The sequence below is a fragment of the Streptomyces sp. NPDC127117 genome (assembly GCF_042677325.1).
GTDB lineage: Bacteria > Actinomycetota > Actinomycetes > Streptomycetales > Streptomycetaceae > Streptomyces.
Genome location: NZ_JBHXTM010000042.1, coordinates 1 through 24,077 on the forward strand (window position 1 = coordinate 1; position 24,077 = coordinate 24,077).

General features: G+C 68.8%; 27 protein-coding genes. 13 read left to right on the top strand and 14 right to left on the bottom strand.

Annotated features, from left to right (window positions below; all coding sequences use genetic code 11):
* Positions 1 to 137: 137 nt before the first annotated feature.
* The 3 genes from ACFVH0_RS29520 to ACFVH0_RS29530 all read right to left on the bottom strand — a co-directional run bounded on the left by ACFVH0_RS29520 (position 138) and on the right by ACFVH0_RS29530 (position 2,966).
* A complete protein-coding gene (locus ACFVH0_RS29520; RefSeq protein WP_114245532.1) occupies positions 138 to 1,169 on the bottom strand; it encodes an alanine racemase in 1,032 nt (343 codons plus the stop codon).
* A gap of 134 nt (positions 1,170 to 1,303) precedes the next feature.
* Positions 1,304 to 2,422 (bottom strand): peptidoglycan bridge formation glycyltransferase FemA/FemB family protein, encoded by a 1,119-nt coding sequence (locus tag ACFVH0_RS29525; protein ID WP_124719892.1) that lies wholly within the window; start codon positions 2,420 to 2,422, stop codon positions 1,304 to 1,306.
* 229 nt (positions 2,423 to 2,651) lie between these two features.
* Positions 2,652 to 2,966: a hypothetical protein gene (locus ACFVH0_RS29530; RefSeq protein ID WP_385825097.1), complete on the bottom strand. Its 315-nt coding sequence runs from the start codon at positions 2,964 to 2,966 to the stop codon at positions 2,652 to 2,654.
* 276 nt (positions 2,967 to 3,242) lie between these two features.
* Here ACFVH0_RS29530 and rpsF point away from each other — a divergent pair, with 276 nt between their 5' ends.
* The 4 genes from rpsF to rplI all read left to right on the top strand — a co-directional run bounded on the left by rpsF (position 3,243) and on the right by rplI (position 4,958).
* Positions 3,243 to 3,533, top strand: coding sequence for a 30S ribosomal protein S6 (gene rpsF, locus ACFVH0_RS29535; protein ID WP_072487610.1), 291 nt, complete (start codon positions 3,243 to 3,245; stop codon positions 3,531 to 3,533).
* A 74-nt stretch (positions 3,534 to 3,607) separates the two neighbouring features.
* Entirely contained in the window at positions 3,608 to 4,213 is a 606-nt protein-coding gene (locus tag ACFVH0_RS29540; protein WP_385825100.1) for a single-stranded DNA-binding protein, read from the top strand.
* 43 nt (positions 4,214 to 4,256) lie between these two features.
* Complete coding sequence (gene rpsR / locus ACFVH0_RS29545) at positions 4,257 to 4,493, top strand: 30S ribosomal protein S18 (RefSeq protein ID WP_003967857.1); 237 nt, start codon at positions 4,257 to 4,259, stop codon at positions 4,491 to 4,493.
* An 18-nt stretch (positions 4,494 to 4,511) separates the two neighbouring features.
* A complete protein-coding gene (rplI, locus tag ACFVH0_RS29550) occupies positions 4,512 to 4,958 on the top strand; it encodes a 50S ribosomal protein L9 (protein WP_124719895.1) in 447 nt (148 codons plus the stop codon).
* A 211-nt stretch (positions 4,959 to 5,169) separates the two neighbouring features.
* On the opposite strand, the gene ACFVH0_RS29555 is transcribed toward rplI, so the two are convergent.
* Entirely contained in the window at positions 5,170 to 6,507 is a 1,338-nt protein-coding gene (locus ACFVH0_RS29555; protein ID WP_385825102.1) for an MATE family efflux transporter, read from the bottom strand.
* Between the two features lie 477 nt (positions 6,508 to 6,984).
* Here ACFVH0_RS29555 and dnaB point away from each other — a divergent pair, with 477 nt between their 5' ends.
* A complete protein-coding gene (gene dnaB / locus ACFVH0_RS29560; RefSeq protein WP_206433546.1) occupies positions 6,985 to 8,445 on the top strand; it encodes a replicative DNA helicase in 1,461 nt (486 codons plus the stop codon).
* An 87-nt stretch (positions 8,446 to 8,532) separates the two neighbouring features.
* Positions 8,533 to 9,909, top strand: coding sequence for a serine hydrolase domain-containing protein (locus ACFVH0_RS29565; RefSeq protein ID WP_385825104.1), 1,377 nt, complete (start codon positions 8,533 to 8,535; stop codon positions 9,907 to 9,909).
* A 45-nt stretch (positions 9,910 to 9,954) separates the two neighbouring features.
* Here the strand turns inward: ACFVH0_RS29565 and ACFVH0_RS29570 are convergent, their stop codons facing one another.
* The 3 genes from ACFVH0_RS29570 to ACFVH0_RS29580 form a co-directional block, all read right to left on the bottom strand.
* Complete coding sequence (locus ACFVH0_RS29570) at positions 9,955 to 11,118, bottom strand: winged helix DNA-binding domain-containing protein (RefSeq protein ID WP_385825106.1); 1,164 nt, start codon at positions 11,116 to 11,118, stop codon at positions 9,955 to 9,957.
* Positions 11,119 to 11,145: 27 nt separating this feature from the next.
* Entirely contained in the window at positions 11,146 to 11,598 is a 453-nt protein-coding gene (locus ACFVH0_RS29575; RefSeq protein WP_385825108.1) for a GNAT family N-acetyltransferase, read from the bottom strand.
* Between the two features lie 73 nt (positions 11,599 to 11,671).
* Positions 11,672 to 12,139 carry a MarR family winged helix-turn-helix transcriptional regulator gene (locus tag ACFVH0_RS29580; protein ID WP_266797268.1) on the bottom strand — a complete coding sequence of 156 codons (468 nt, stop codon included), beginning with the start codon at positions 12,137 to 12,139 and terminating at the stop codon, positions 11,672 to 11,674.
* Between the two features lie 141 nt (positions 12,140 to 12,280).
* Between ACFVH0_RS29580 and ACFVH0_RS29585 the strand changes: the two genes are divergently transcribed.
* Together ACFVH0_RS29585 and ACFVH0_RS29590 are read left to right on the top strand one after the other, a co-directional pair.
* Complete coding sequence (locus ACFVH0_RS29585) at positions 12,281 to 13,492, top strand: MFS transporter (RefSeq protein WP_385825110.1); 1,212 nt, start codon at positions 12,281 to 12,283, stop codon at positions 13,490 to 13,492.
* A 108-nt stretch (positions 13,493 to 13,600) separates the two neighbouring features.
* Positions 13,601 to 14,026 carry a heme-binding protein gene (locus ACFVH0_RS29590; protein ID WP_385825112.1) on the top strand — a complete coding sequence of 142 codons (426 nt, stop codon included), beginning with the start codon at positions 13,601 to 13,603 and terminating at the stop codon, positions 14,024 to 14,026.
* Between the two features lie 55 nt (positions 14,027 to 14,081).
* Here the strand turns inward: ACFVH0_RS29590 and ACFVH0_RS29595 are convergent, their stop codons facing one another.
* Both ACFVH0_RS29595 and ACFVH0_RS29600 read right to left on the bottom strand, forming a co-directional pair.
* Entirely contained in the window at positions 14,082 to 14,951 is an 870-nt protein-coding gene (locus ACFVH0_RS29595) for a GNAT family N-acetyltransferase (protein WP_385825114.1), read from the bottom strand.
* A 5-nt stretch (positions 14,952 to 14,956) separates the two neighbouring features.
* Entirely contained in the window at positions 14,957 to 15,484 is a 528-nt protein-coding gene (locus ACFVH0_RS29600; RefSeq protein WP_385825115.1) for a DUF2269 domain-containing protein, read from the bottom strand.
* 324 nt (positions 15,485 to 15,808) lie between these two features.
* On the opposite strand from ACFVH0_RS29600, the gene ACFVH0_RS29605 reads away from it, so the two are divergent.
* Complete coding sequence (locus ACFVH0_RS29605) at positions 15,809 to 16,990, top strand: globin domain-containing protein (RefSeq protein ID WP_385825117.1); 1,182 nt, start codon at positions 15,809 to 15,811, stop codon at positions 16,988 to 16,990.
* 84 nt (positions 16,991 to 17,074) lie between these two features.
* On the opposite strand, the gene ACFVH0_RS29610 is transcribed toward ACFVH0_RS29605, so the two are convergent.
* The 4 genes from ACFVH0_RS29610 to ACFVH0_RS29625 form a co-directional block, all read right to left on the bottom strand.
* Positions 17,075 to 17,554, bottom strand: a complete 480-nt coding sequence (locus ACFVH0_RS29610) for an NUDIX domain-containing protein (protein ID WP_385825119.1) — start codon at positions 17,552 to 17,554, stop codon at positions 17,075 to 17,077.
* Positions 17,555 to 17,617: 63 nt separating this feature from the next.
* Complete coding sequence (locus tag ACFVH0_RS29615) at positions 17,618 to 18,514, bottom strand: LysR family transcriptional regulator (protein ID WP_385825121.1); 897 nt, start codon at positions 18,512 to 18,514, stop codon at positions 17,618 to 17,620.
* Between the two features lie 191 nt (positions 18,515 to 18,705).
* Complete coding sequence (locus ACFVH0_RS29620) at positions 18,706 to 19,836, bottom strand: cystathionine gamma-lyase (RefSeq protein WP_385825123.1); 1,131 nt, start codon at positions 19,834 to 19,836, stop codon at positions 18,706 to 18,708.
* 81 nt (positions 19,837 to 19,917) lie between these two features.
* On the bottom strand, positions 19,918 to 20,295 hold the full coding sequence (locus tag ACFVH0_RS29625; protein ID WP_385825125.1) for a phage holin family protein: 378 nt from the start codon (positions 20,293 to 20,295) through the stop codon (positions 19,918 to 19,920).
* 68 nt (positions 20,296 to 20,363) lie between these two features.
* On the opposite strand from ACFVH0_RS29625, the gene ACFVH0_RS29630 reads away from it, so the two are divergent.
* The 4 genes from ACFVH0_RS29630 to ACFVH0_RS29645 all read left to right on the top strand — a co-directional run bounded on the left by ACFVH0_RS29630 (position 20,364) and on the right by ACFVH0_RS29645 (position 22,660).
* Positions 20,364 to 20,681, top strand: coding sequence for a cupin domain-containing protein (locus ACFVH0_RS29630; protein WP_072488196.1), 318 nt, complete (start codon positions 20,364 to 20,366; stop codon positions 20,679 to 20,681).
* A 214-nt stretch (positions 20,682 to 20,895) separates the two neighbouring features.
* Positions 20,896 to 21,108: a DUF5326 family protein gene (locus tag ACFVH0_RS29635; protein WP_266731284.1), complete on the top strand. Its 213-nt coding sequence runs from the start codon at positions 20,896 to 20,898 to the stop codon at positions 21,106 to 21,108.
* A 242-nt stretch (positions 21,109 to 21,350) separates the two neighbouring features.
* On the top strand, positions 21,351 to 22,121 hold the full coding sequence (locus ACFVH0_RS29640; RefSeq protein WP_385825128.1) for an IclR family transcriptional regulator: 771 nt from the start codon (positions 21,351 to 21,353) through the stop codon (positions 22,119 to 22,121).
* A 101-nt stretch (positions 22,122 to 22,222) separates the two neighbouring features.
* A complete protein-coding gene (locus ACFVH0_RS29645) occupies positions 22,223 to 22,660 on the top strand; it encodes an SsgA family sporulation/cell division regulator (RefSeq protein WP_072488197.1) in 438 nt (145 codons plus the stop codon).
* 78 nt (positions 22,661 to 22,738) lie between these two features.
* Here the strand turns inward: ACFVH0_RS29645 and ACFVH0_RS29650 are convergent, their stop codons facing one another.
* Positions 22,739 to 24,061 (bottom strand): YibE/F family protein, encoded by a 1,323-nt coding sequence (locus ACFVH0_RS29650; RefSeq protein ID WP_385825130.1) that lies wholly within the window; start codon positions 24,059 to 24,061, stop codon positions 22,739 to 22,741.
* Between the last annotated feature and the right edge of the window lie 16 nt (positions 24,062 to 24,077).

Below are 24,077 nucleotides of genomic sequence, written 5' to 3' on the forward strand. Positions count from 1 at the left end.
CGCCACCCCCCCCGGGGGGTGTTGGGCCGGGGGGTGTATGGGGGCGCGCCGCGCGGCCCGTCCCACGCCTGCGCGCGGGGCCTCCCCGGGGGGTAGCGCCCCGGCTCTGAACAGCTGTGTCGGCCGTACCGGTCGTACTAACGGTCGACGAGACGGTCGAACTGGGTGGTCGTGTGGCGCAGATGGGCCACCAGCTCATCGCCGACCTTCGGCTCCTGGGCGTCCGACGGGACGAACAGGATCGACACCTGCATGTGCGGCGGCTCGGCGAACCAGCGCTGCTTGCCCGCCCAGACGAACGGCGACAGGTTGCGGTTGACGGTGGCCAGGCCCGCGCGGGCGACCCCCTTGGCGCGCGGCATCACGCCGTGCAGGGCCTTCGGGGCCTCCAGGCCCACGCCGTGCGACGTGCCGCCGGCGACGACCACCAGCCAGCCGTCGGAGGCGGCCTTCTGCTGGCGGTAGCCGAAGCGGTCGCCCTTGACCACGCGGGTGACGTCCAGGACGGCGCCCCGGTACTCCGTCGCCTCGTGATCGCCGAGCCACAGCCGGGTACCGATGCGGGCGCGGAAACGGGTCTGCGGGAACTGCTGCTGGAGCCGGCCCAGCTCCTCGGCGCGCAGATGGCTGACGAACATGGTGTGCAGCGGCAGCCGGGCCGCGCGCAGCCGGTCCATCCAGCCGATGACCTCCTCGACCGCGTCCGAGCCGTCCGTGCGGTCCAGCGGCAGGTGCAGGGCGAAGCCTTCGAGCCGTACGTCCTCGATGGCGGCGTGCAGCTGCCCGAGCTCCTCCTCCTTGACGCCGTGGCGCTTCATCGAGCTCATGCACTCGATGACGACCCGCGCGCCCACCAGGGCGTGCACGCCGTCCACGGAGGACACCGACCGGATCACGCGGTCGGGCAGCGGCACCGGCTCCTCGCCCCGGCGGAACGGGGTGAGGACCAGAAGGTCGCCGCTGAACCAGTCCTTGATGCGGGCCGCCTCGTAGGTGGTCCCGACGGCGAGCGTGTCGGAGCCGAAGCGGATGGCCTCGTCGGCCAGCCGCTCGTGGCCGAAGCCGTATCCGTTGCCCTTGCAGACCGGTACGAGGCCGGGGAACTGGTCGAGGACGGATTTCTGGTGCGCCCGCCAGCGCGCGGTGTCGACGTAGAGGGAGAGCGCCATGGCCGGTCCGGAACCCTTCTGGTGGCTGCTGTGTGGGAGGTGTGTGAAGCCGAAACCCCATTGAAGCCAATGAAGCCGGTTTCGTCAGCGGGGCAACGCGTAACAGCGGTGCGACGCGTACGCCGCGACGCGGGTCAGCGGCGCGACATGTAGATGTCGAGCGCCTTGTGCAGCAGCTTGTTGAGCGGGAAGTCCCACTCGCCGAGGTACTCGGCCGCCTGGCCGCCGGTGCCCACCTTGAACTGGATCAGACCGAAGAGGTGGTCGGTCTCGTCCAGCGAGTCGGAGATGCCGCGCAGGTCGTAGACGGTGGCCCCCATGGCGTACGCGTCGCGCAGCATCCGCCACTGCATCGCGTTCGAGGGCCGGACCTCGCGCTTGTGGTTGGCGGAGGCGCCGTAGGAGTACCAGACGTGCCCGCCGACGATCAGCATCGTCGCGGCCGCGACGTTCTCGCCCTCGTGCCGGGCGAAGTACAGCCGCATCCGGTTGGGGTCCTCATTGTTGAGGGCCGTCCACATGCGCTGGAAGTAGCCCAGCGGACGCGGCCGGAAGTGGTCGCGCTCCGCCGTGATCTCGTACAGCCGCTGCCACTCGGCGAGGTCGGCGTAGCTGCCCTGGACGACCTCGACGCCGGCCTTCTCCGCCTTCTTGATGTTGCGTCGCCACAGCTGGTTGAAGCCCTTGTGGACGTCTTCGAGCGACCGGTTGGCCAGCGGCACCTGGAAGACGTAGCGGGGCTGTACGTCACCGAATCCGGCGCCGCCGTCCTCGCCCTGCTGCCAGCCCATCTTCCGCAGCCGGTCCGCCACTTCGAAGGCACGCGGCTCGATGTGGGTGGCCTCGACGTCGCGCAGACGCTTCACTTCCGGGTCCTGGATGCCCGACTTGATGGCGGCCGCGTCCCAGCGGCGGATGATGACCGGCGGGCCCATCTTCACGGAGAAGGCGCCCTGCTGCTTGAGGTGCGCCAGCATCGGCCGCAGCCAGTCGTCCAGATTCGGGGCGTACCAGTTGATGACCGGACCCTCGGGCAGATAGGCGAGGTACCGCTTGATCTTGGGCAGCTGCCGGTAGAGCACCAGGCCGGCGCCGACGAGCTGTCCGTTCCCGTCGAACCAGCCGAGACTCTCCGAGCGCCACTCGGCCTTCACATCTGCCCATGCCGGGACCTGCATGTGACTCGCCGCGGGCAGATTCTGGATGTACGCCAGATGCTGCTCTCGGCTGATGGTCCTCAGGGTCAGGCTCATGCGGGGCGCTCCTCGGCAGGTGTGTCCCCATCGGTCAGGGGCTCCGGCTCTCGCGCCGAAGCCTACTGTGGCCGACGAGTACGCCGTCTGGCCCTATGGCCCTTGCAGCTTCGCCGCCGTCGCGACCCGGGTTGCCGGGTCCTTCCGGTACGGGGAACGGCGCGGGAACCCCGTGAGGTTCCCGCGCCGTTCCGCTTGTCCGGATTGTGGCTGCTGTGTCTGTCGCGAATCAGCCCACCAGGCCACCGAAGAGGCCGCCGTGGGCCATGCCCAGGAAGAAGCCGATGGCGGCCGCGCCCATGCCGACGATCAGCGGGAACCGCTCACGGGTGGTCACCGAGATGTACTGCCCGTACGCGCCAGTGAGGATTCCGATGAGTCCGGCCCACGAACTGATCAGATGCAGGTTGTGGAACATCGCCGTGATGAAGGCGAGCGCACCGAGGATCAGCGTCACCGCCACCAGGGTCTCCTGGAGCGGATGAGTCTTGCCGTCCGTGGCGAGTAGGGAAACGGGGGGACGGGGTCGTATTGCCTGTGCCATGGAGTACCTCCTGGCCGAATGGGGCGCGTAGTGGCGCCGCTCACACCCGATGTGTCCAGATTGCGTCTCCTGACCACCGGATTTCAACCGGAAGCCGTTGTGCGGGTACTCTGTACGGTCTGCACCGGTGTCTGCCCAGGCCAGCACGGCAGCCTCTCCCCATGGAGGGCGTTGTCAGTGGCGGCTGTTCTACTCGGAGACACTGATGCTCACGCATCACGACCCTCCTGCCACGGAACGACCGTGGCCGCTGAGTCCAAAGGAGGTGGGTTCCACATGCGTCACTACGAGGTGATGGTCATCCTCGACCCCGATCTCGAGGAGCGCGCTGTCTCCCCGCTGATCGAGAACTTCCTCTCCGTCGTCCGTGAGGGCAACGGAAAGGTCGAGAAGGTCGACACCTGGGGCCGTCGTCGTCTCGCTTACGAGATCAAGAAGAAGCCCGAGGGCATCTACTCGGTCATCGACCTGCAGGCCGAGCCTGCGGTCGTCAAGGAGCTCGACCGCCAGATGAACCTGAACGAGTCGGTCCTCCGGACCAAGGTCCTCCGTCCCGAGTCCCACTGAGCTTCTAGCTCAGTGGTCATCGGGTTCGAGTAGCAGCAAGCAGCCAGAAGCAATCCCCGCCGAGAGGTTCATCCATGGCAGGCGAGACCGTCATCACGGTCGTCGGCAATCTCGTCGACGACCCCGAGCTGCGCTTCACCCCGTCCGGTGCGGCGGTCGCGAAGTTCCGTGTCGCGTCCACTCCCCGCATCTTCGACCGGCAGACCAATGAGTGGAAGGACGGCGAAGGCCTGTTCCTCACCTGCTCGGTCTGGCGGCAGGCGGCGGAGAACGTCGCCGAGTCGCTCCAGCGAGGCATGCGCGTTGTCGTGCAGGGCCGGCTGAAGCAGCGGTCGTACGAAGACCGCGAGGGCGTCAAGCGCACGGTCTACGAGCTGGATGTCGAGGAAGTCGGCCCCAGCCTGAAGAACGCCACGGCCAAGGTCACCAAGACCACCGGTCGCGGTGGTCAGGGCGGCCAGGGTGGATACGGCGGTGGCCAGCAGGGCGGCGGCAACTGGGGCGGCGGTCCCGGTGGCGGTGGCCAGCAGGGTGGCGGCGGCGCTCCCGCCGACGACCCGTGGGCCACTGGCGCGCCGTCCGGCGGTCAGCAGGGCGGGGGCCAGCAGGGCGGCGGAGGCGGCTGGGGCGGAAGCTCCGGCGGTTCCGGCGGCGGCTACTCGGACGAGCCTCCCTTCTAGGGCAGCTCGTACCCCCACTTCTTGATCACACAGGAGAAACACCATGGCGAAGCCGCCTGTGCGCAAGCCTAAGAAGAAGGTCTGCGCGTTCTGCAAGGACAAGACCCAGTACGTGGACTACAAGGACACGAACATGCTGCGGAAGTTCATTTCCGACCGTGGCAAGATCCGTGCCCGCCGCGTGACCGGCAACTGCACGCAGCACCAGCGTGACGTCGCCACGGCAGTCAAGAACAGCCGTGAGATGGCGCTGCTGCCCTACACGTCCACCGCGCGATAAGGGAAGGGTGACCGAATCATGAAGATCATCCTCACCCACGAGGTCTCCGGCCTCGGTGCTGCGGGCGACGTCGTCGACGTCAAGGACGGGTACGCCCGTAACTACCTGGTTCCGCGTGGCTTTGCCATCCGCTGGACCAAGGGTGGCGAGAAGGACGTGGCGCAGATCCGCCGCGCCCGCAAGATCCACGAGATCGCCACGATCGAGCAGGCCAACGAGATCAAGACCAAGCTCGAGGCCGTGAAGGTCCGTCTGGCCGTTCGCTCCGGCGACGCCGGCCGTCTCTTCGGCTCCGTGACCCCGGCCGACATCGCCTCGGCGATCAAGGCCGCCGGTGGCCCCGACGTCGACAAGCGTCGCGTCGAGCTCGGCTCGCCGATCAAGACGCTCGGCGGACACCAGGTGTCCGTGCGTCTGCACCCCGAGGTCGCTGCGAGCCTCGGCATCGAGGTCGTTGCTGCCTAAGGGCACAGCTCACCTGAGCAGTTGAAGGGCCGCACCCCCGTGGGGTGCGGCCCTTCGTCGTGGTCTTCGTGCTGGCTTTCGGTGATGTTGAGCGGCGCCGAGTCGTGTCGAATGGTGTGGAGCGGCTCCTCGGTTCCTCGGGTTCTGGCACCTCGGGTTCTCGGTTTCACGGTTCTTCGGTTTCACGTGAAACAGGAACACGGCCGGTGGTTCAGCGGGTGGCCCCGGTGACTATCCACTTGCCGGAGCGGGTGCGCAGCCAGAGTGTCACCATGCGGACGGTCATCATCAGGGCCATCGCCCACCACAGCGTCGTCAGGCCACCACCGATCACCGGCACCAGCAGGGCGACCGGGGCGAAGACCGCGAGAGTGACGAGCATGGCCCCGGCCAGGTATCGCCCGTCGCCGGCGCCCATCAGCACGCCGTCCAGAACGAAGACCACACCTGCGATCGGCTGGGACAGCGCCACCACCAGGAGCGCAGGGAGCAGGGCGTCCTGTACGGAATGGTCGCTGGTGAACAAGGGCACGAACAGCGGTCGGGCAAGGACGATCAGTGCTCCGAACACCACCCCGGAGACGATGCCCCACTGCACCATGCGACGGCATGCCTCGCGTGCGCCCTTGGCGTCGCCGGCTCCCAGGTAGCGGCCGATGATCGCCTGGCCGGCAATGGCGATGGCATCGAGGGCGAAGGCCATCAGGCTCCAGAGGGAGAGGATGATCTGGTGCGCGGCTATCTCGGTGTCGCCGAGGCGGGCAGCGACGGCCGTGGCGATCATCAGGACGGCACGGAGCGACAGCGTACGGACCAGCAGCGGTACGCCGGCCTGGGCGCTGGCCCTGATGCCTGCCGCGTCAGGACGCAGCGAGGCGCCGTGTCGCCTGGCTCCCCGGACCACCACGATCAGATAGGCGGCGGCCATCGAGACCTGTGCGATCACGGTGCCCCAGGCCGATCCGGCGATCCCGAGGCCGGCGCCGTAGACCAGTCCCGCGTTGAGGGCGCCGTTGGCGGCGAAGCCTCCGATGGCGACATAGAGCGGGGTCCTGGTGTCCTGCAGACCGCGGAGAACGCCGGTCGCTGCCAGCACCACGAGCATGGCCGGGATGCCGAGGCTGGAGATCCGAAGATAGGTGATCGCGTAGGGGGCCGCCGTGTCGGAGGCGCCGAAGACGTCCACCAGCCAGGGGGCCGTGGGGAGGGTGACGGCGATGACGGCGATGCCCAGCAGGATCGCCAGCCAGATGCCGTCCATGCCTTGCCGGATCGCGGAGGCAAGATCGCCCGCCCCGACCCTTCGTGCCACCGCCGCGGTGGTGGCGTAGGCGAGAAAGACGAAGATGCTGACGGCAGTGGTCAGCAGGGCGGCGGCGACGGCCAGGCCGGCCAGTTGCGGGGTGCCGAGATGGCCGACGATGGCGCTGTCGACCATGACGAAGAGCGGCTCGGCGACGAGCGCGCCGAAGGCGGGAACGGCGAGCGAGATGATCTCGCGGTCGTGCCGTCGACGACTGGGTGGCGGGGGCGCCGGGGCCTGGATCATGGGGGCCAATCTAATCTTCCACAGGTAATAGATGCAATGGCTTAGTAGTCCTTACATTTGCTTGGGCTCGGCGTTCTCCCGTGGGCCGTTTGTCGTGATCTTGTGCTGACTCGGAAAGTTTTTCTCCCCCACAGGCCGTGGATGGGGAAAGGCCAGGTCAGCGCGGTGATGCTACGGGTGCTATGAGTTTGTCCACAGTGCTGTCCCCCGCTCCGTGCACAGGTTCTGCGGAGTTCTCCACAGCATCTGGTCGGTCGTCCACATGCCCTGTGGATAACCAGATTGGCTGACGGTGCCGGGCGGCCTACCGTGGACCGGCGCCCGCACCCCGTTCCGGACTCGGAACCACTCGGAACTCGACGCGCCGGAACCGGAGTCGGGCGTCTTGTTTGTCGGTGCTGTGCCGTAAGAAAGAGTGGCATGGCGAGGTCCGCGGAGCGGACGGGAGGAGGTGGCCCGGTGAGCATTCCCGAGCCTTTGGACGACCCCTGGGCCGAGACCGGTCCCAGCGACCGTCTGCCCGTTTCCCGGCAGCGCCGCGGTGAAGGCAGGGACCGCGGCGAGCAGCATGAACGCGGCAGGGAGAGTGGCGGCTGGGAGGGTGGCTCGCCCGGTTTCGAGCGGGTGCCGCCCCAGGACCTCGATGCCGAGCAGTCCGTGCTCGGCGGCATGCTCCTGTCCAAGGACGCCATCGCCGATGTCGTGGAGATCATCAAGGGCCACGACTTCTACCGCCCCGCGCACGAGACCGTCTACCAGGCGATCCTCGACCTCTACGCCAAGGGGGAGCCGGCCGACCCGATCACGGTGGCGGCCGAGCTGGTCAAGCGCGGCGAGATCACCAAGGTGGGCGGGGCGCCGTATCTGCACACCCTCGTCCAGTCCGTGCCGACCGCGGCCAACGCTTCGTACTACGCGGAGATCGTCCATGAGCGGGCGGTTCTGCGGCGGCTCGTCGAGGCCGGCACGAAGATCACGCAGATGGGATACGCGGCGGACGGCGATGTCGACGACATCGTGAACTCCGCGCAGGCCGAGATCTACGCGGTGACCGAGCAGCGCACCAGCGAGGACTACCTCCCGCTCGGCGACATCATGGAGGGCGCACTCGACGAGATCGAGGCGATCGGTTCGCGCAGCGGCGAGATGACCGGGGTACCGACCGGGTTCACCGATCTCGATGCCCTGACGAACGGTTTGCACCCGGGCCAGATGGTCGTCATCGCGGCCCGTCCCGCCATGGGTAAGTCCACGCTGGCCCTCGACTTCGCACGGGCCTGTTCGATCAAGAGCAATCTGCCCAGCGTGATCTTCTCCCTCGAAATGGGGCGCAACGAGATCGCGATGCGTCTGCTCTCCGCCGAGGCCCGGGTGGCGCTGCACCACATGCGCTCGGGCACCATGACCGACGAGGACTGGACGCGGCTGGCCCGCCGGATGCCCGATGTCTCGGCAGCCCCGCTCTACATCGACGACTCCCCGAACCTCTCCATGATGGAGATCCGGGCGAAGTGCCGTCGTCTCAAGCAGCGCAACGACCTCAAGCTCGTGGTCATCGACTATCTGCAGCTGATGCAGTCCGGCGGCTCCAAGCGCGCCGAGAGCCGCCAGCAGGAAGTCTCGGACATGTCCCGAAACCTCAAGCTGCTGGCCAAGGAACTTCAGCTTCCGGTCATCGCGCTCTCCCAGCTGAACCGTGGCCCCGAACAGCGCACGGACAAGAAGCCGATGGTCTCCGACCTGCGTGAATCCGGATCCATCGAGCAGGACGCCGACATGGTGATCCTGCTGCACCGCGAGGACGCGTACGAGAAGGAGTCCCCCCGCGCCGGCGAGGCCGACCTCATCGTGGCCAAGCACCGTAACGGTCCGACGGCAACGATCACGGTGGCCTTCCAGGGCCACTACTCGCGTTTCGTGGACATGGCGCAGACCTGACCGGCCTCCGCCGCAGAGCGCCGGGCGCGGTCCGGGCGCGGTGAAATGGGCTCGCCTCCGCCCGGTTCTGCGGGTAGTTGTTTGAGCATGACCTACTCAGCCGAACAGTTGCTTCCGGGGACGCGGCGCGCCCTCCTGCACCGCATCGCCACCGCTCAGTCGGAGGGCCGGGCGCCCTCGCTCGTCGCTGCGGTGCGGAGACAGGGGCAGACCGTCTGGAGTGGTGCCCGCAGTTGTGTGGACGGCCATGCCCCGGACGGCGACACGCAGTTCAGGATCGGCTCCCTCACCAAGACCTTCACCGCGGTGCTGGTGCTGCGCCTGCGTGACGAGGGGCTGCTGGACCTGGAGGATCCGCTGGAGAAGCATCTGCCAGGCACCGGAGTCGGCGATGTGACGATCCATCAACTCCTGGGGCACAGTGCGGGACTCGGCGCCGAGTCGCCCGCGCCCTGGTGGGAGCGGACCCCGGGCACGCTGCGACCCGAGTTGGCCGATGTGCTCGGCGAGCAGACGCGGCTGCACAGTCCGGGGCACCGTCACCACTACTCGAACCCCGGCTACACACTGCTGGGCGCACTGGTCGAGAAGGTGCGTGGGACGAGCTGGGCGGAGGTACTGCGCAGCGAGATCCTGGAACCGCTCGCCATGTACCGCACAGGCCCCCAGCCGCAGGCGCCGCACGCGGGTGGCTGGGCCGTGCATCCCTGGGCCGATGTCATGCTGCCCGAACCGGCCGAGGATCTCGGGCTGATGGCTCCGGCCGGTCAGCTCTGGTCCACGACGGATGACCTCCTGCGCTTCGCGGCCTTCCTGGCCGAGGGTGACGACCGGGTGCTCCGTACCTCCTCCGTGGAGCAGATGCGTGAACCGTCCGCGCCGGGCGAGCCCGGTGACTGGCAGTTCAATTATGGTCTGGGCCTCCAGGTGGTGCGGAGCGGGAACCGCACGCTGATCGGCCATACGGGCTCGCTGCCCGGATTCCTGGCCGCCCTGTGGATCAGCGTCGAGGACGATGTGGCGGCCGTCGTGCTCACCAACACGACAGCGGGCCTGATGGTCAGTGGTGTCGCAGCCGACCTCGTGGACATCGTGGCCGAGGCCGAGCCCCGCATCCCGGAGCCCTGGCGCCCGCTGCCGGAGGTGGATGCCGAACTGCTCGCGCTGACCGGTCCCTGGTACTGGGGCACGCGCGCGAACGTAGTGCGGATGGCCCCGGACGGCGGGCTGGAGCTTGCGCCCCTGCAAGGTGTCGGCCGCGGTGCCCGGTTCATCGCTCAGCCGGACGGCAGCTGGACCGGTCTCGACGGCTACTACGCGGGGGAGACGCTGCGCGTGGTCCGTAACAGCGACGGCAGCGTGAACCACCTCGACCTGGGGTCGTTCGTCTTCACGCGGGAGCCGTACGACCCGGCGGCAGCCGTTCCCGGCGGTGTGGACGAGGGCGGCTGGCGCGGCCTGTGAGCACGGGCGTCATGTTTCACGTGAAACGGCGGAGCGTGTGTCGGCTCAGGCCGCCAACTCCCGTTCCAGCGGGGTGCGGAAGCGCGGAGTGACTCGTGCCTGACCCACCCATTTCGAAAGCCGGGATGCCTCCGCCTCGATCGCCGCGGAAGCATCCCGGCCGACGTCGGACAACAGCCGCCAGACAGCCTCACCGTCGGCTCGCTGGGCCCAGCCGCCCACGATCCTGCCGTTCCACCACACAGTCGGGCCGATGTTGCCGGACCGGTCGAAGAGAGCCTCCCGGTGCCCGTCCGGGAGGTGGAACCCGCGATCGGCCCACCCCATGGCGCTGGGATCCAGAGCCGGAAGCAATGCGGCCCAGGGTTCCGGCGCCGCTTCCTGCGCCATGTCCTGGGCCAGTACCCACCCCACGGCTCCGCCGTCGAGCCGGACCTCTTCGGCCCCGACGGCCGTCAGGGCCTTACGTACCTGCCCCAGTCCCCAGCCCGTCCACCACTTGAGGTCGGCCTCGGTCGCCGGGCCGTAGGAGCGGAGCCATCGCCGGGCCAGCTCGGCCTGTGCCTGCGCAGGCTCCTCGGACGGCCAGGGCTCGGATGCCGTCCAGCGGAACTGGCTGGAGATCCAGGAACCGCGTGGCCGGTCCCGGCGGATGCGGCCCTCCGCGGCCAGGATCCGGATGACACGGGAGGCGACGCCCTGCACGGTCTCGGCCCTCTTGCCGGGGAAGAGGGTGATCTTCGTACGCAGAGCGGCCACGGCGGCGGAGAGTTCGGTGCCGGTGGCAGTGCCGAGGTCCGCGAGCGCGGAAAGGGTCTGCCGTTCGGCGTCGGCGAGCCAGCGCTCGTCCAGGCCGCTGCCGTCGTCCGCCAGGTGCTTGAGGAAGGTCCGGCGTTCCTTGGCGGCCACGGCCCGGGCGTTCGACGCGTCCACACAGGGGGCGAGCTCCCGCGATACGACGAAGAGGGTGTTCCGCATGGAGAGCTGCCGGACCAGCGAGACATCCTCGTAGAGAGCATTCTCCACCGGGACGACGTCCGCCTCGGTCATACGGGCACATGCGGAGAGGAAGACGGTGGCCGCGTCGGTGGCGTGCAGCGCGACGACCGCGTCGGCGACGGAGACCGGAGAAGCGGTCCGCATGGACGGGGCCAGGAGATGGCGCCGTCCGAGCCTGATCCTGCGTTGTTCGTCACTGATGCGGTGCACGGACGGCCTCCCGGATTCCGGCTGCGTTCAGAGGGCGAGCTTGAAGCCCACATGGCTGGCGGTGAAACCGAGCCGCTCGTAGAAGCGATGGGCATCGGTCCGGGTCGCATCCGACGTCAGCTGCACCAACTGGCAGTCCTGGCGCCGGGATTCGTCCACGGCCCACTCGATCAGCAGGGTGCCGAGGCCGCTGCCGCGCTCATCGGCGTGGATGCGTACGCCCTCGATGACCGAGCGGGTCGAGCCACGCCTCGACAGCCCGGGAATCACCGTCAGTTGCAGGGTTCCGACGACGCGGCCCTCGCGCACGGCGACCATCAGGTGCTGGTTCGGGTCGTTCGCCAGCCGTTGGAACGCGGTGCGGTACGGGGCGAGGTCGTCCGGCGACTCACGCCGGGCACCCAGCGGATCGTCGGCGAGCATGGCAACGATCACCGGGATGTCGGTGAGGGCGGCAGGGCGTATTTCCAGATCGGTCATGACCGGCAGGGTACGCAGACCGACCGGGCGGCGCACGGGTCCGGCCTGCCCGGTCGGGGCGAAGCCGGGCGGCTCACGCGACCGGTACGGGGACTTTCAGCGCTTCGACGGCCTCGACCAGCGGGGCCAGTTCGGGGTTCTTCGCGGCTTCGTCCAGCGCGGCACGCAGCGCGCTGTCATTGGTCGGCCGGGCCTCGTCCAGCAGGGCCAGGCCGGCCTCGGTGACATCGGTGTAGATGCCGCGGCGATCGGTGTCGCAGAGATACCGCGTCAGCAGTCCGCGGTCCTCAAGGCGGGTGACCAGGCGGGTGGTGGCGCTCTGGCTGAGCACGACCGCGTCCGCGACCTGCTTCATCTGGAGATGTCCACCGGGGCCGTTGTGCTGCCTGCTCAGAACGCCGAGCAGGGAGTACTCCCGCACGCTGAGCCCGTGCCCGGACTGCAGCGCCCGCTCGATACGGGCCTCGATCTTTCCGTGGAGCAAGGAGAGAGCGCACCAGCCCTGGGAGAGGGCGGTGAGTGCGGGGTCTGTCGCTGTCATGGGGTCTCTCCTCCGTGTCGGAGCCGCTTGCCTCCAGGATAGGCGACGACCGCAATAGCCCGCGCTTGCAATTAATCGGCGCCTGCAATTATTGTGGACGCTCGTAAGACGCAGACGCAATCTTCAGGGAAGGTGAAGCCCATGCCGCTGGCGCTTCTGGCCCTCGCCATCGGGGCTTTCGGTATCGGAACCACCGAGTTCGTGATCATGGGGTTGCTCCCCGAGGTTGCCGCGGACTTCCAGGTCTCGATCCCCACTGCGGGATTCCTCGTCACGGGATACGCCCTGGGCGTCGTTCTCGGGGCCCCGCTGATGACGGCCCTCGGCACCCGGGTCACCCGCAAACGCATGCTGGTGCTGCTCATGGGGCTGTTCGTCGTGGGCAACGTCGTCTCCGCGGTCGCCCCGGTCTTCGGCGTGATGGTCGTCGGCCGGGTGATCGCCTCACTCGCCCACGGTGCCTTCTTCGGCATCGGAACGGTCGTCGCGGCGGACCTGGTCGCTCCCCAGAAGAGGGCCGGCGCGATCGCCATGATGTTCACCGGCCTCACCGTGGCCAATGTCGTCGGCGTACCGCTGGGCACCTACATCGGGCAGAGCGTCGGCTGGCGCACCACGTTCTTCGTCGTCGCCGCGATCGGCGTCGTCGGCCTTCTCGGTGTCGCCAGGCTCGTCCCCGAACAGCCGCGGAACGAGGGCGTGCGGCTCCGTGACGAACTGGCCGCGTTCCGCAATGTGCAGGTCCTGCTCGCTATGGGGATGACCGTGCTGGGCTTCGGCGGGGTCTTCGCAGCGATCACCTACATCACTCCGATGATGACCGAGGTCGCCGGATACTCCACGTCGTCCGTCACCTGGCTGCTGGTCCTTCTCGGGCTGGGCATGGTGGGCGGCAACCTGATCGGCGGCAAGTTCGCCGACCGCCGTCTGATGCCCCTGCTGTACGTGTCGCTGAGCGCCCTCGCCGTGGTCCTTGCCCTGTTCACCCTGACCGCGCACAACAAGATCGCCGCAGCCGTCACCATTGTGCTGATCGGTGGCCTGGGCTTCGCGACCGTACCGCCGCTGCAGAAGCGGGTGCTCGACCAGGCGGCCGGTGCCCCGACTCTCGCCTCCGCGGCCAACATCGGCGCCTTCAACCTCGGCAACGCGCTCTCGGCGTGGCTCGGTGGCATCGTCATCGCGGCCGGCCTCGGTTACACCGCGCCCAACTGGGTCGGCGCAGCCCTGGCCGGCTCAGCCCTGGCCCTCGCGATCGTCTCCGGCGCGCTGGAACGCCGCACGGCCACGCCCAGCCGGCTCGTCGCCCGGCACAACCCCGAGCCTGCCCTGACCCCCGCGTCCCGGAGCTGACCCCGCTCACAGAGCGACACACAGCGCTTCACCGCACCACACAGCGCCTCGGCGCACCGGACAGACCATCACCACAGCACACCGCACCATCGCACCAAGGAGTCCCCCATGAGCACCACCACTGTCGCCGTCGCCCCGCTGACGACCCAGGACGCCGAAGCGCTCATCGACGCGGCCCGCGCCGCCGCCGAGGCCGCCGATGTCGCGGTCGCCGTCACCGTCCTCGACGCCGGCGGTCACCTGCTGGCCTTCCGGCGGGACGACCGGGCCGTCCTCATCGCCGGTGAGACGAGCACCCGCAAGGCCTACACGGCCCTTCAGCTCAACGCCCCCACTGCCGAACTGGTCGACGCGGTCCAGCCCGGCGGGCTCTTCCACACCCTGCCCACCGCCCTCGACCGGCCGTTGCTCTTCATCGCCGGTGGCGTTCCGGTACGCCGCGGCGGCCGGCTCATCGGCGCCATCGGCGTCGGCGGAGGCGCCCCCGACCAGGACCACGGCTTCGCGACGGACGCCGTGCGGTCGCTCGCCTGAAACGCTCGCCGGGCCCGCGGCCGGTGATGGCTCCGGGCCGGGCGGGCGTCGGCGGTCAGCCCATTGCCACGGTCAGCGGGGCGTAGCGACGGGTCCAGTCACCGGGCAGGTCCGAGGCCCCGAGTGTCATCACCGCGGTCGTGGAGTCGGACCGCAGGCCGCACTCCTCGAACCAGTCGAGCAGCTCGGTATGGCGCGCGTCGATATCCGCGCGCAGCGGCCGATCCGTCGCCTTTGCGAGCGAGGAGACGAGTGCCTGGGCCGTGGCTGTGTCGCGCGCGACCAAGGGGCCGACCGCGTGCATCCGGTCGCTCGGCCAGACGGCCGCGTAACCGATGAGACGTCCTCCGTCCTGGGCCACCCGGATGTGGTCGGCGTACGCGGGCAGCCGGGCGAGGACATGGGTCCGGTCGGCGCCGAAGACATCCGCATCCAGCCGGACCATGGCCTGCAGGTCCTCCGCCGTGGCCGGGCGGACGGTCACGGCGGAGGACCTGCCGCCGGTCGGCCGGAAGAAGCCGGTGACCCGCCGGGCGTGGCTCACGACCGAGAAGCCGAGCTGTTCGTAGAGCGGCTGCCCCGCGGCTGTCGCGTAGAGGCTGAGCGGCGTGTCTCCGGACTCGGCGAGCACATGGTGCATCAGCTGCCGCGCGACTCCCTGCCGCGCATGGCGTTCCGCGACGAGCACCATGCCGATGGCGGCCAGCCGGGGGCCGTAAGAGGTCACCACACAGCCGGCCATCAGGCCCTTGCCCTCGGGGTCGTCCACGCCGTAGCCGGTTCCGGCGGCTAGGAGCAGGCCCCATCTGTGCTCATCGCGGGGCCAGCCACGGTCTTCGCTGAGATCGGCGCAGGCGATCAGGTCACCCGGGGTGAGGCGCCTGACAGGCAGTTCGGTGATCGGACGGGGCAGTGAGCTGGGCATGAAGGTCAGGCTGTACGACCCGATGTTCGCTCGTCCACCCCTTTACCGATTCCGGACGAGCGGCGCAGCCGACGGCCGCGCCGGGTCGGTCCCCAGGGCTTCAGCACCGATATCGCGGTGACGAAGAGATACGTCGCCGTTGCCACCGACGGCGCGACCACCAGGTCGGCGTCGACGGCACCGTGCGCCGCGGCTTCGTTGATGCCGGGCCGCAGGGAGAAGATGGACAGCGCCACGGTGATCAGCGTGAGCCAGAACTTCGTCCAGACCCACCGGTGCCTGGCCAGCCCCCATGGGGTGCGGAGTGCCAGGACGACACCGCTGAGCAGTGAGAACAGGGCGACCGGCACGATCAGCCAGTCCCCGAAGATCTTCATGGCGCGGGTGGCGGCCTGTGCGGTGGCGGGGTTCCCGGTGGAGAAGGCCGCGATGGCGAGCGTCAGCAGTCCGACGGTCAGCCCCAGCCAGCTCACGGATACCGCGACATGCGCCACCAGGAGGCTGCGTCGGGCGGAGCGGTTGAGTGGTTTCACGTGAAACACGGTGCCGGGAGCGGGGCGATCGGGCGTCTGACGACGGGAGTAATCGCGCGTACTAGCCTCGGCGTACGGCACGCGTTCCTCTGCGGGCTTCCCTGCCGGGCGAGTTGTTGTGCTGCCCGGGGCTGATGCGTTCATGGGCGCCAGTCATCGGTTCACGGCCCGCCCGTGTCCGAGGCAAGGCATGCTGGGCCGGGGGATCGCGGACAGCGGCCGGACGGCGGCCGTCAGCGGGGCCCGACTGCGTTCGCGGGCAGGGGGGCCGCGGGCCGTGCTGGTGCGTAAGGCGACCACGAGACGTACGAGGCGAGGCACAGTATGGATGCTCCGGCCACCGGGTGGACCGAAGGCGGAACCGGCAGATCCGCCGACGCGATCCTGATCCATCGCACCCTGACCGAGATCTCGCCCGTCGCGGACCAGGTGACCTCGTATTTTTACGCGCTGCTCTTCGTGCGCCACCCGGCGCTGAGGGAGCTGTTCCCGGTCGCGATGGATGTCCAGCGCGACCGGCTCCTGCGGGCGATCCTCACCGCGGCCGATCGGCTGGACGATCCGCGCGCACTGACCGAGTACCTCGGCGAACTTGGGCGGGGCCACCGCAAGTACGGCACGCAGGCCGTGCACTATCCCGCGGTGGGGGAGGCGCTCATGGGCGCGCTGAGCCGCTACGCGACCACCACCTGGGACGGGGAGACCGAAGCTGCGTGGGTGCGCGCCTACACCGCGATATCGCAGATCATGATCGACGCTGCCGCCGAGGACGAGCAGCGGTCCCCTGCCTGGTGGCACGCGGAGATCGTGTCCCACGACCTCAGGACCCGTGACATAGCGGTGCTCACGCTCCGTCCCGACCAGGCCTACCCCTTCCTCGCCGGCCAGTACACAGCCGTGGAGACCCCGTGGTGGCCCCGGAACTGGCGGCACTACTCCTTCGCTTCGGCACCCCGCCCCGACGGTCTGCTCACCTTCCACGTCAAGGCGGTCCCGGCCGGCTGGGTCTCCAACGCCCTGGTGCACCGGGCCCGGCCCGGGGACATCCTGCGCCTCGGGCCGCCCACGGGCTCGATGACGGTCGACCACTCCACCCACAACGGTCTGCTCTGCCTGGGCGGAGGCACGGGCATCGCACCCATCAAGGCGCTCGTCGAGGATGTCGCGGAGCACGGCGACCGGCGTCCGGTGGAGGTCTTCTACGGGGCACGCAGCGATTACGACCTGTACGACATCGACACGATGATGCGGCTCCAGAGGACTTATCCCTGGCTCGCGGTCCGGCCGGTGGTCTCCACGGGCCCGGGAACAGGAGTGGGCCTGATGCGGGGACTGCTGCCCGAGGCGGTGCGGGAGTGCGGGCCGTGGCCCGAGTACGAGGCCTTTCTCTCGGGCCCGCCCGGCATGATCCGCAGCGGCGTGGACGCGCTCCGGGGCATCGGCATGCCGGCCGAGCGCATCCGGCACGACTCCTTCGACGAACTGGCCGCGTCCGGCCCCGCCTGACCACGGCGGAGGCAGGCACCACCACGGCAGAGGCGATCACCCGGAGCTGCGGCCGCCACCGTCGCCCCGGGCCACCAGCGGCGGTCAGCCCAGATCGGGCGCGTGCATCGCGCGTACGCCCTCGATGTTGCCGTCCAGGTAGTGCCGCAGCGACAGCGGTACGAGATGGACTGCGGCGATCCCCATCCTGCTGAACGGCACCCGGACGATGTCGTACTCCCCGCAGGGATCGTCGATCTCCGGGCCGTGCCGTCGGGACGGGTCCATCGAATCCAGTCGGCAGACGAAGAAGTGCTGGACCTTCACGCCCTTCACCCCGCCGCCCTCGATGTGTTCCACGGTGTCCACGAAACAGGGCACCACATCGGTGATCTTGGCGCCGAGTTCCTCGTCCACCTCGCGGTGCAGGGCGTCGACGACGGTCGCGTCCTCGGGCTCGACCCCGCCGCCGGGCGTGAGCCAGTAGGGATCCACTCCGGGCTTGGTGCGCTTGATGAGGATCAGGTCGTTGCCGTCGAGCAGGATGGCGCGTGCGGTGCGCTTGACCACGGGACGTTCGGTCATGGCAAGAGAGTGGCCCGCTGAACCGGTTCTGAAACACCGGACCGGTGCTGGGCGGCCCTGCGCTCACCAGTCGGCGGCAGCACGCAGCAGCCACTCGTGCGCCCGCGCGATGTGGGGCAGCGCGAGAGTGCCGGTCCGCACCGCCAGGAAGTAGGTGCGCAGCGGCGGAACCGGGGGATCCAGGAGGGCCACGACCTCGCCCCGCTCCAGCGCCCTCTCGCACAGATAGCGCGGCAGCACGGCAAGTCCGGCGCCGGCCGCGGTGCACTCCAGGACTGCCCGGAGGTCCGGCACGATGACGGCTCCCGCGAGGGCGGGCCGGCTCTCGAAGACGGCGGCCCAGTAGCGGGAGACGAGCGGCAGGCTCTCGTGGACCTCCACGACCGGCAGCTGCTCCAGCACCACGGGCCCCTTGTGCCGCAGCGCCCCGGGGCCGAGGCGCCCGGCCCAGCGCGGCGCGGCGACCAGCACATGCTCTTCGTCGCAGAGCGCGGTCGCGGCGAGCAGCCCACCGCGTGGACGGGCCGTCGCGATGGCCAGGTCATGATGTCCGGCGGCCAGTCCCTCCAGCGCTTCCTCGGCGCCGGTGAAGAAGGAACTGCGCAGGGCCACGCCCTGGGCGACGAGCGGGGTGAGCGAGGGCAGGGCACGCATCGATGTGAATTCGGGAGGCCCGGCCAGATGAAGCGTCCGTACGCCCGACTCCTCGTCGAGCTCCGCCTCGGTGATCTCGATCAGCGCGTCCAGATGGGGCGCCGCCCGGTGCGCGAGCTCGTCGCCGATGGTCGTCGGGGTCACGCCGCGGGCCCTGCGCAGGAAGAGCGGGCGGCCCAGTTGCCGCTCCAGGGTCCGGATCTGGGAGGTGACCGCGGGCTGGGAGAGGCCGAGCAGGGCAGCGGCCCTGGTGAAGGAACCGGCCCGGTGCACCGTGACGAACGTACGCAGCAGGGTCAGGTCCATGCCCTGTCCCTCCCACCCTCGCGACGCTTCGGACCCGTACAACTATAAATATGTCGATAGGTCGCTGTCGCTACTGTGATTGGACACTGACTGAGAGTCAACTAGCCTTGTTCGGGCGGCTCGTCGCAGGAGGAGCCGGGGTGGTCCGAGCCACGAGGGGGGAGGCTCGGACCGCCCGTACCACTGGTCGGTCAGCGCTCGCCCAGTGCCGCGTCGAGCGCCCGTTCCACATCCGTGACCAGGTCGGCGGGGCTTTCCGCGCCGACCGAGAAGCGGATGAAGCCCTCGGGCACCGCGTCCCCGCCCCAGCGCGCCCGGCGCTCGGCGGTGGAGCGCACACCGCCGAAGCTCGTCGCGTCGTCGACCAGCCGCAGCTCGGTCAGGAAGCGCTCGGCCCGTTCGCGGTCGGGCAGTACGAACGACACCACGGAGCCGAAACGCCGCATCTGCCGCACGGCCTTCGGGTACGAAGGGTCGGAGGGCAGCCCGGGATAGCGCAGCCCGGTCACCTCCGGCCGCTTGCCGAGCGCCTCCGCCAGGGTCAGGGCGGTGGCGCACTGCCGGTCGGTGCGCAGCTCCAGCGTGGCCAGCGACCGGTGCGCGAGCCATGCCTCCATGGGGCCCGGGATGGCGCCGATCACCTTCCGCCAGCGTCGTATCCCCGCCGCCAGCTCCTGATCACGGCAGGTCACATGGCCGAGCAGAATGTCCCCGTGTCCGGTCATGCCCTTGGTGTCACTGGCGACCGAGAAGTCGGCCCCCAGCTCCAGCGGACGCTGGCCGAGCGGTGTGGCGAGGGTGTTGTCGACGGCCACCAGCGTGCCGGCCGAGTGCGCCGCCTCGACGAGCCGGCGCACATCGCAGACATCGAGCCCCGGATTGGACGGGGTCTCGATCCACAGCAGCTTGGCGCCTTCGAGGACCGCCAGCTGGGCATCGCCGCCGGTCGGCGCGGTCCGCACCTCGACGCCGTACGCCTCCAACTGCTCGCGCACCAGCGGCAGGGCCTGATAGCCGTCGTCGGGCAGCACGACCACATCGCCGGTGCGTGCCTGGGACAGCAGCACGGCCGAGATCGCCGCCATTCCGGAGGCGAAGACCGTGGTCTCGACGGGCTCCCCCGGTGCCTCCAGCTCACCGATGGCCCGTTCCAGATGGGTCCAGGTCGGATTGGTGTCCCGGCCGTAGGTGTACGGACCGGTCGGCTCACCGGAGAGATGGAAGTGTGCGGCGAAGACCGGTCCGGGCAGGGTGGGCTCGAACTGCTCCGGTTCGGGCAGCCCGGCCCGTACCGCCCGGGTTCCGTCACCCATGGTGCTCATACCGCTTCCTCGCTTCTCTCCCGGTACTTCTCTCTCCGGTGTGCCACCGGCCTGAACTGCACTGTCTCAAGAGGCGTCGGGTCAGTCCTCGTCGGGCAGGATCACGTTCAGTGCCCACGACACGATGGAGATGATCAGGCCGCCGAGCACGGCGGTCCAGAAGCCGTCGACATGGAAACTCAGATCGAACACACCGGCCAGCCAGGAGGTCAGCAGCAGCATGAGCGCGTTGACCACCAGCGTGATCAGCCCGAGCGTGAGGATGAAGAGCGGCAGGGTCAGCAGCTTCACGATCGGCTTGACCACGAAGTTCACCAGGCCGAAGAGCAGGGCAACCACGATCAGAGTGAGCGCCTTGCGGCCGGTGCTGCCACCGGTCAGCGTGATGTCCTGGATCAACCAGATGGCCACGGCCAGCGCACCTGCGTTGGCGATCGTCTTGACTACGAAATTCTTCATGTGTCTGATCGTGGCAGACCTGATCGGTGGCGGACACCGGCAGCGCAGAGGCAAGGGGCGGACAGGCCATGAAGGCATTCAGACTGGACGAACTGGAGGCGGAACGGGCCGCCAACGACGGCGCGTATCTGCAGTTCGTGAAGGAACGGAACATGTCCGTCGGCCTGTACGCGCTGGACGCCGGGGAGCTGGACCCGCAGCAGCCGCACAACCAGGACGAGGTCTACCTCGTCGTCAGCGGCCGCGCCTCCATCACGGTCGGCATGGAAACCACGCAGGTGGGCAGAGGGAGCGTGGTGTACGTACCGGCCGGCGTCGCCCACAAGTTCCACCACATCACCGAGGACCTGCGGGTGATGGTGGTCTTCTCGCCCCCGGAGAGCTGAGCGGATCCTCCGGGAGGACCGGGCGGATGCTGCGGGAGGGCTGGGCCGATCCGCCGGGAGAGCTGGGCCGATCCGCCGGAGGGCGGGGGTCCGGTCTCAGGGATCCCTCAGGGGTCGATCAGGGGACTTCAAGGGCTTCGGGCCCCCCACCGGCCCCCTCCGCGCCCCTAGCATCGAGGCAGGAACTCATGGAGACGAGGTAAGGACGATGGCCGTGCGGGAGATATTCGCGGGGATGCCCTGGTGGGTGAAGTGGATCGCGGTGCCGGTCATCGCGATCGTCGTGTTCGGAGGTCTGATCGCCAGCGTGATCGGGTTCGTGATCGGACTGCTCTTCAAGGTCCTGATCTTCGTGATCCTGGTCGGCGGGCTCATCTTCGTCGTACGCAAGTTCATGTCGTCGTCCTCGTCGCGCGGCGACTGGTAGGACCATCGGAAGCCGACCGGGGCATTAGCCCAGCTGAGCTAAGCGAAAGACGAAACGACGCCCCTCGCGGACCCGGCGGATAGGGTGGCAGTTCGCTGCCACCACCTGGGAATTAACAGTCCGTCACCACACTGACCAGTGGTTCTACGGCGTTCGGCATCCGGACCCCAGCCGTGTGGCAGTTCGTGGGGGCGGCCCCCACAGGCGGGCTGACTACCCGTCACCATGCCTGGGGGTGACTGTTGACCACGGCATCGAGCACTGCTGCCCCGACGCTGATCGGCTCGGTACAGCGAGCGCTGAGGCTGCTGGAAGCCGTGGTGACCCATCGCGACGGGGCGCCCGCGAAACAACTGGCCAGGGAAGCGGGTCTTCCCCTTCCCACGGCGTACCACCTGCTGCGCACCCTGACGCACGAGGGATACCTGCGCCGGGAGAACGGTGTCTTCCTCATCGGGACCGCGGCGGAACGCCTGGTCGGCGAAGGGGCTTTGCAGAATCGTCGCGGCGGAATGGCCGAGTCGCTGGGCCGCTGGCGCGACATCATCGGCGCCCCCGTGTACTGCGCCGTCTACCGCGAGGGCGAGATCGAACTCATCGCGGTCGCCGACACCCCCGCCATCCCCGCCGTCGACGAGTGGGCGTCCTTCCGGGAGACCGGCCATGCCCACGCGATCGGCCAGTGTCTGCTGAGCCAACTCGACGAGAAGGCCCGCGAGGACCACCTCGACCGTCACCCTGTGCGTCCGCTGACCCGCTACTCGGTGAAGGACCGCGCGACGCTTCTTGAGCGGCTGCGGTCGATGGAGCGGACGGAACCTGTCATCGAACGACAGGAGTACGCCCTCGGAACGGTCTGCGCGGCCATCCCGATCACGGCCGGATTCACCGCTGCCGCGATGGCGATTTCGATACCCCTGGAGCAGGAGAGCCGGTTGCTCCCCGCAGTCGAACAACTACGTGGCGAAGTGGCCAACCTCTTGCGTTCGTTCGTGTTCTCTATCAGTATCTGAAAAATCACTCCTTGTGATCTGCTATCGCGTGCACCACGATGGCGTCAATAGGGCCACGGGGGATCATTCCTGGCCAGATTCATCTACTGCGGGGTTGAACGATGCGCGAGTCGGTTCAAGCTGAGGTCATGATGAGCTTCCTCGTCTCCGAGGAGCTCTCTTTCCGGATCCCGGTGGAGCTCCGGTACGAGGTCTGCGATCCGTATGCGATCCGGATGACCTTCCATCTGCCCGGTGACGCCCCCGTCACCTGGGCATTCGGCCGTGAGCTGCTGCTCGACGGCCTCAACAGCCCAAGTGGCGACGGCGATGTGCACATCGGCCCCACTGAGCCCGAGGGGCTGTCCGACGTACATATCCGGCTCCAGGTCGGCGAGGACCGGGCCCTCTTCAGGGCCGGTACGGCACCACTTGTGGCGTTTCTCGACCGGACCGACAAGCTTGTGCCACTTGGGCAGGAGTGCACGCTGGGTGACTTCGAGGGCAATCTGGAAGACGCACTGGGCCGGATTCTCGCCGAGGAACAGAACGCGGGCTGAGCGGAACGGCGCCGTCGACCGGCTCACCGGTCGAACACGGTACCTGCCGAATGGGTGAATTGCTCACCGCGGAGATGCTCAGGGCTTCGTCCTGCGACGACGGCCCCTCCCGGTCCGTACGGGTGCCGAAGCTCCGGCTTCCGCGCCGAGCCCTGTGCGGTCCGCGGAGACGACCAGCGCGGCGAGCACCGTCGTCACCGGCACCGAGGCGACCAGTCCGATCGATCCGACCAGCGTTCGTACGATCTCCTCCGCCACCAGCTCGCTGTTGGCCACCGTCCCCATGCTGCTCTGCGCGATGGAGAACAGCAGCAGCAACGGCAGTGCGGCGCCCGCGTAGGCGAGCACCAGCGTATTGACGACCGAGGCGATGTGGTCGCGCCCGATCCTGATCCCTGCCCGGTAGAGCCCCCGCACACCCAACGCCGGGTTCGCCTGGTGGAGTTCCCAGACCGCCGACGTCTGGGTCACGGTCACATCGTCGAGGACCCCGAGCGAACCGATGATGACACCGGCCAGAAGCAGACCGCTCATGTCGATGTGCGGGTACAGGCCATGGATGAGGCCGGTGTTGTCGTCGGTGTTGCCGGTCAGGCTCGCCCAGCCGATGAAGAGCGATCCGAGCAGTCCGATCAGCAGCAGTGAGATCAGTGTGCCGATCACCGCGACCGAGGTGCGGGCGGTCGGGCCGTGGCACATGTAGAGCGCGATCAGCATGATCGCACTGGCCCCGACCACGGCGACCACCAGCGGGTTCGAGCCCTGGAGAATGGCCGGGAGGATGAACAGGGTGAGCACGGCGAACGAGACCGCGAGCGCGACGAGTGCCATGACTCCGCGCATGCGGCCCACCGCGACCACGACCAGGGCGAAGATCCCGGCCAGCAGGGCCATCGGGAACTTCCGGTTCACATCCGTCACCGAGTACTGCAGATCACGAGGCGCGTCGGGGGCGTACGCCACGACCACGCCCTGACCGTCGCGCAGCTGACGCGGTGCGTCGGGCTGGACGATCTCGGTGAAGGTCCGGCCCTTGTCGTGACCGGTCGACACCTCGATCGTGGCCTTCTTGCACAGCCCCCTCGTGCTTCCCGAGGGCGGTGTGGCTGCCCCGTCCATGGGCGTCTGGACCGCGTTCACCTCCTTGCAGTCCACCATGTCGATGTTCACCACCTTTCCCTGCTGGGTCTGCCGGTCGAATCCGACGCCGGTCCGTTCGTGCGGCGGCGTACCACCCGGCCAGAGCGCCACCAGACCGACGAGGACGGCGGTGGCGAACGGGACCAGTACGGCCGCGATGACCTTGCGCAGATGCTTGGAGACGGGTGCGGCAGGGCCATGGCTGTGCGAGTGACCGTGCTGATGGCCCTGCGGTTCGTGGTCGATCTGGGTGGACGTCACCGGCCGATCATCGCAA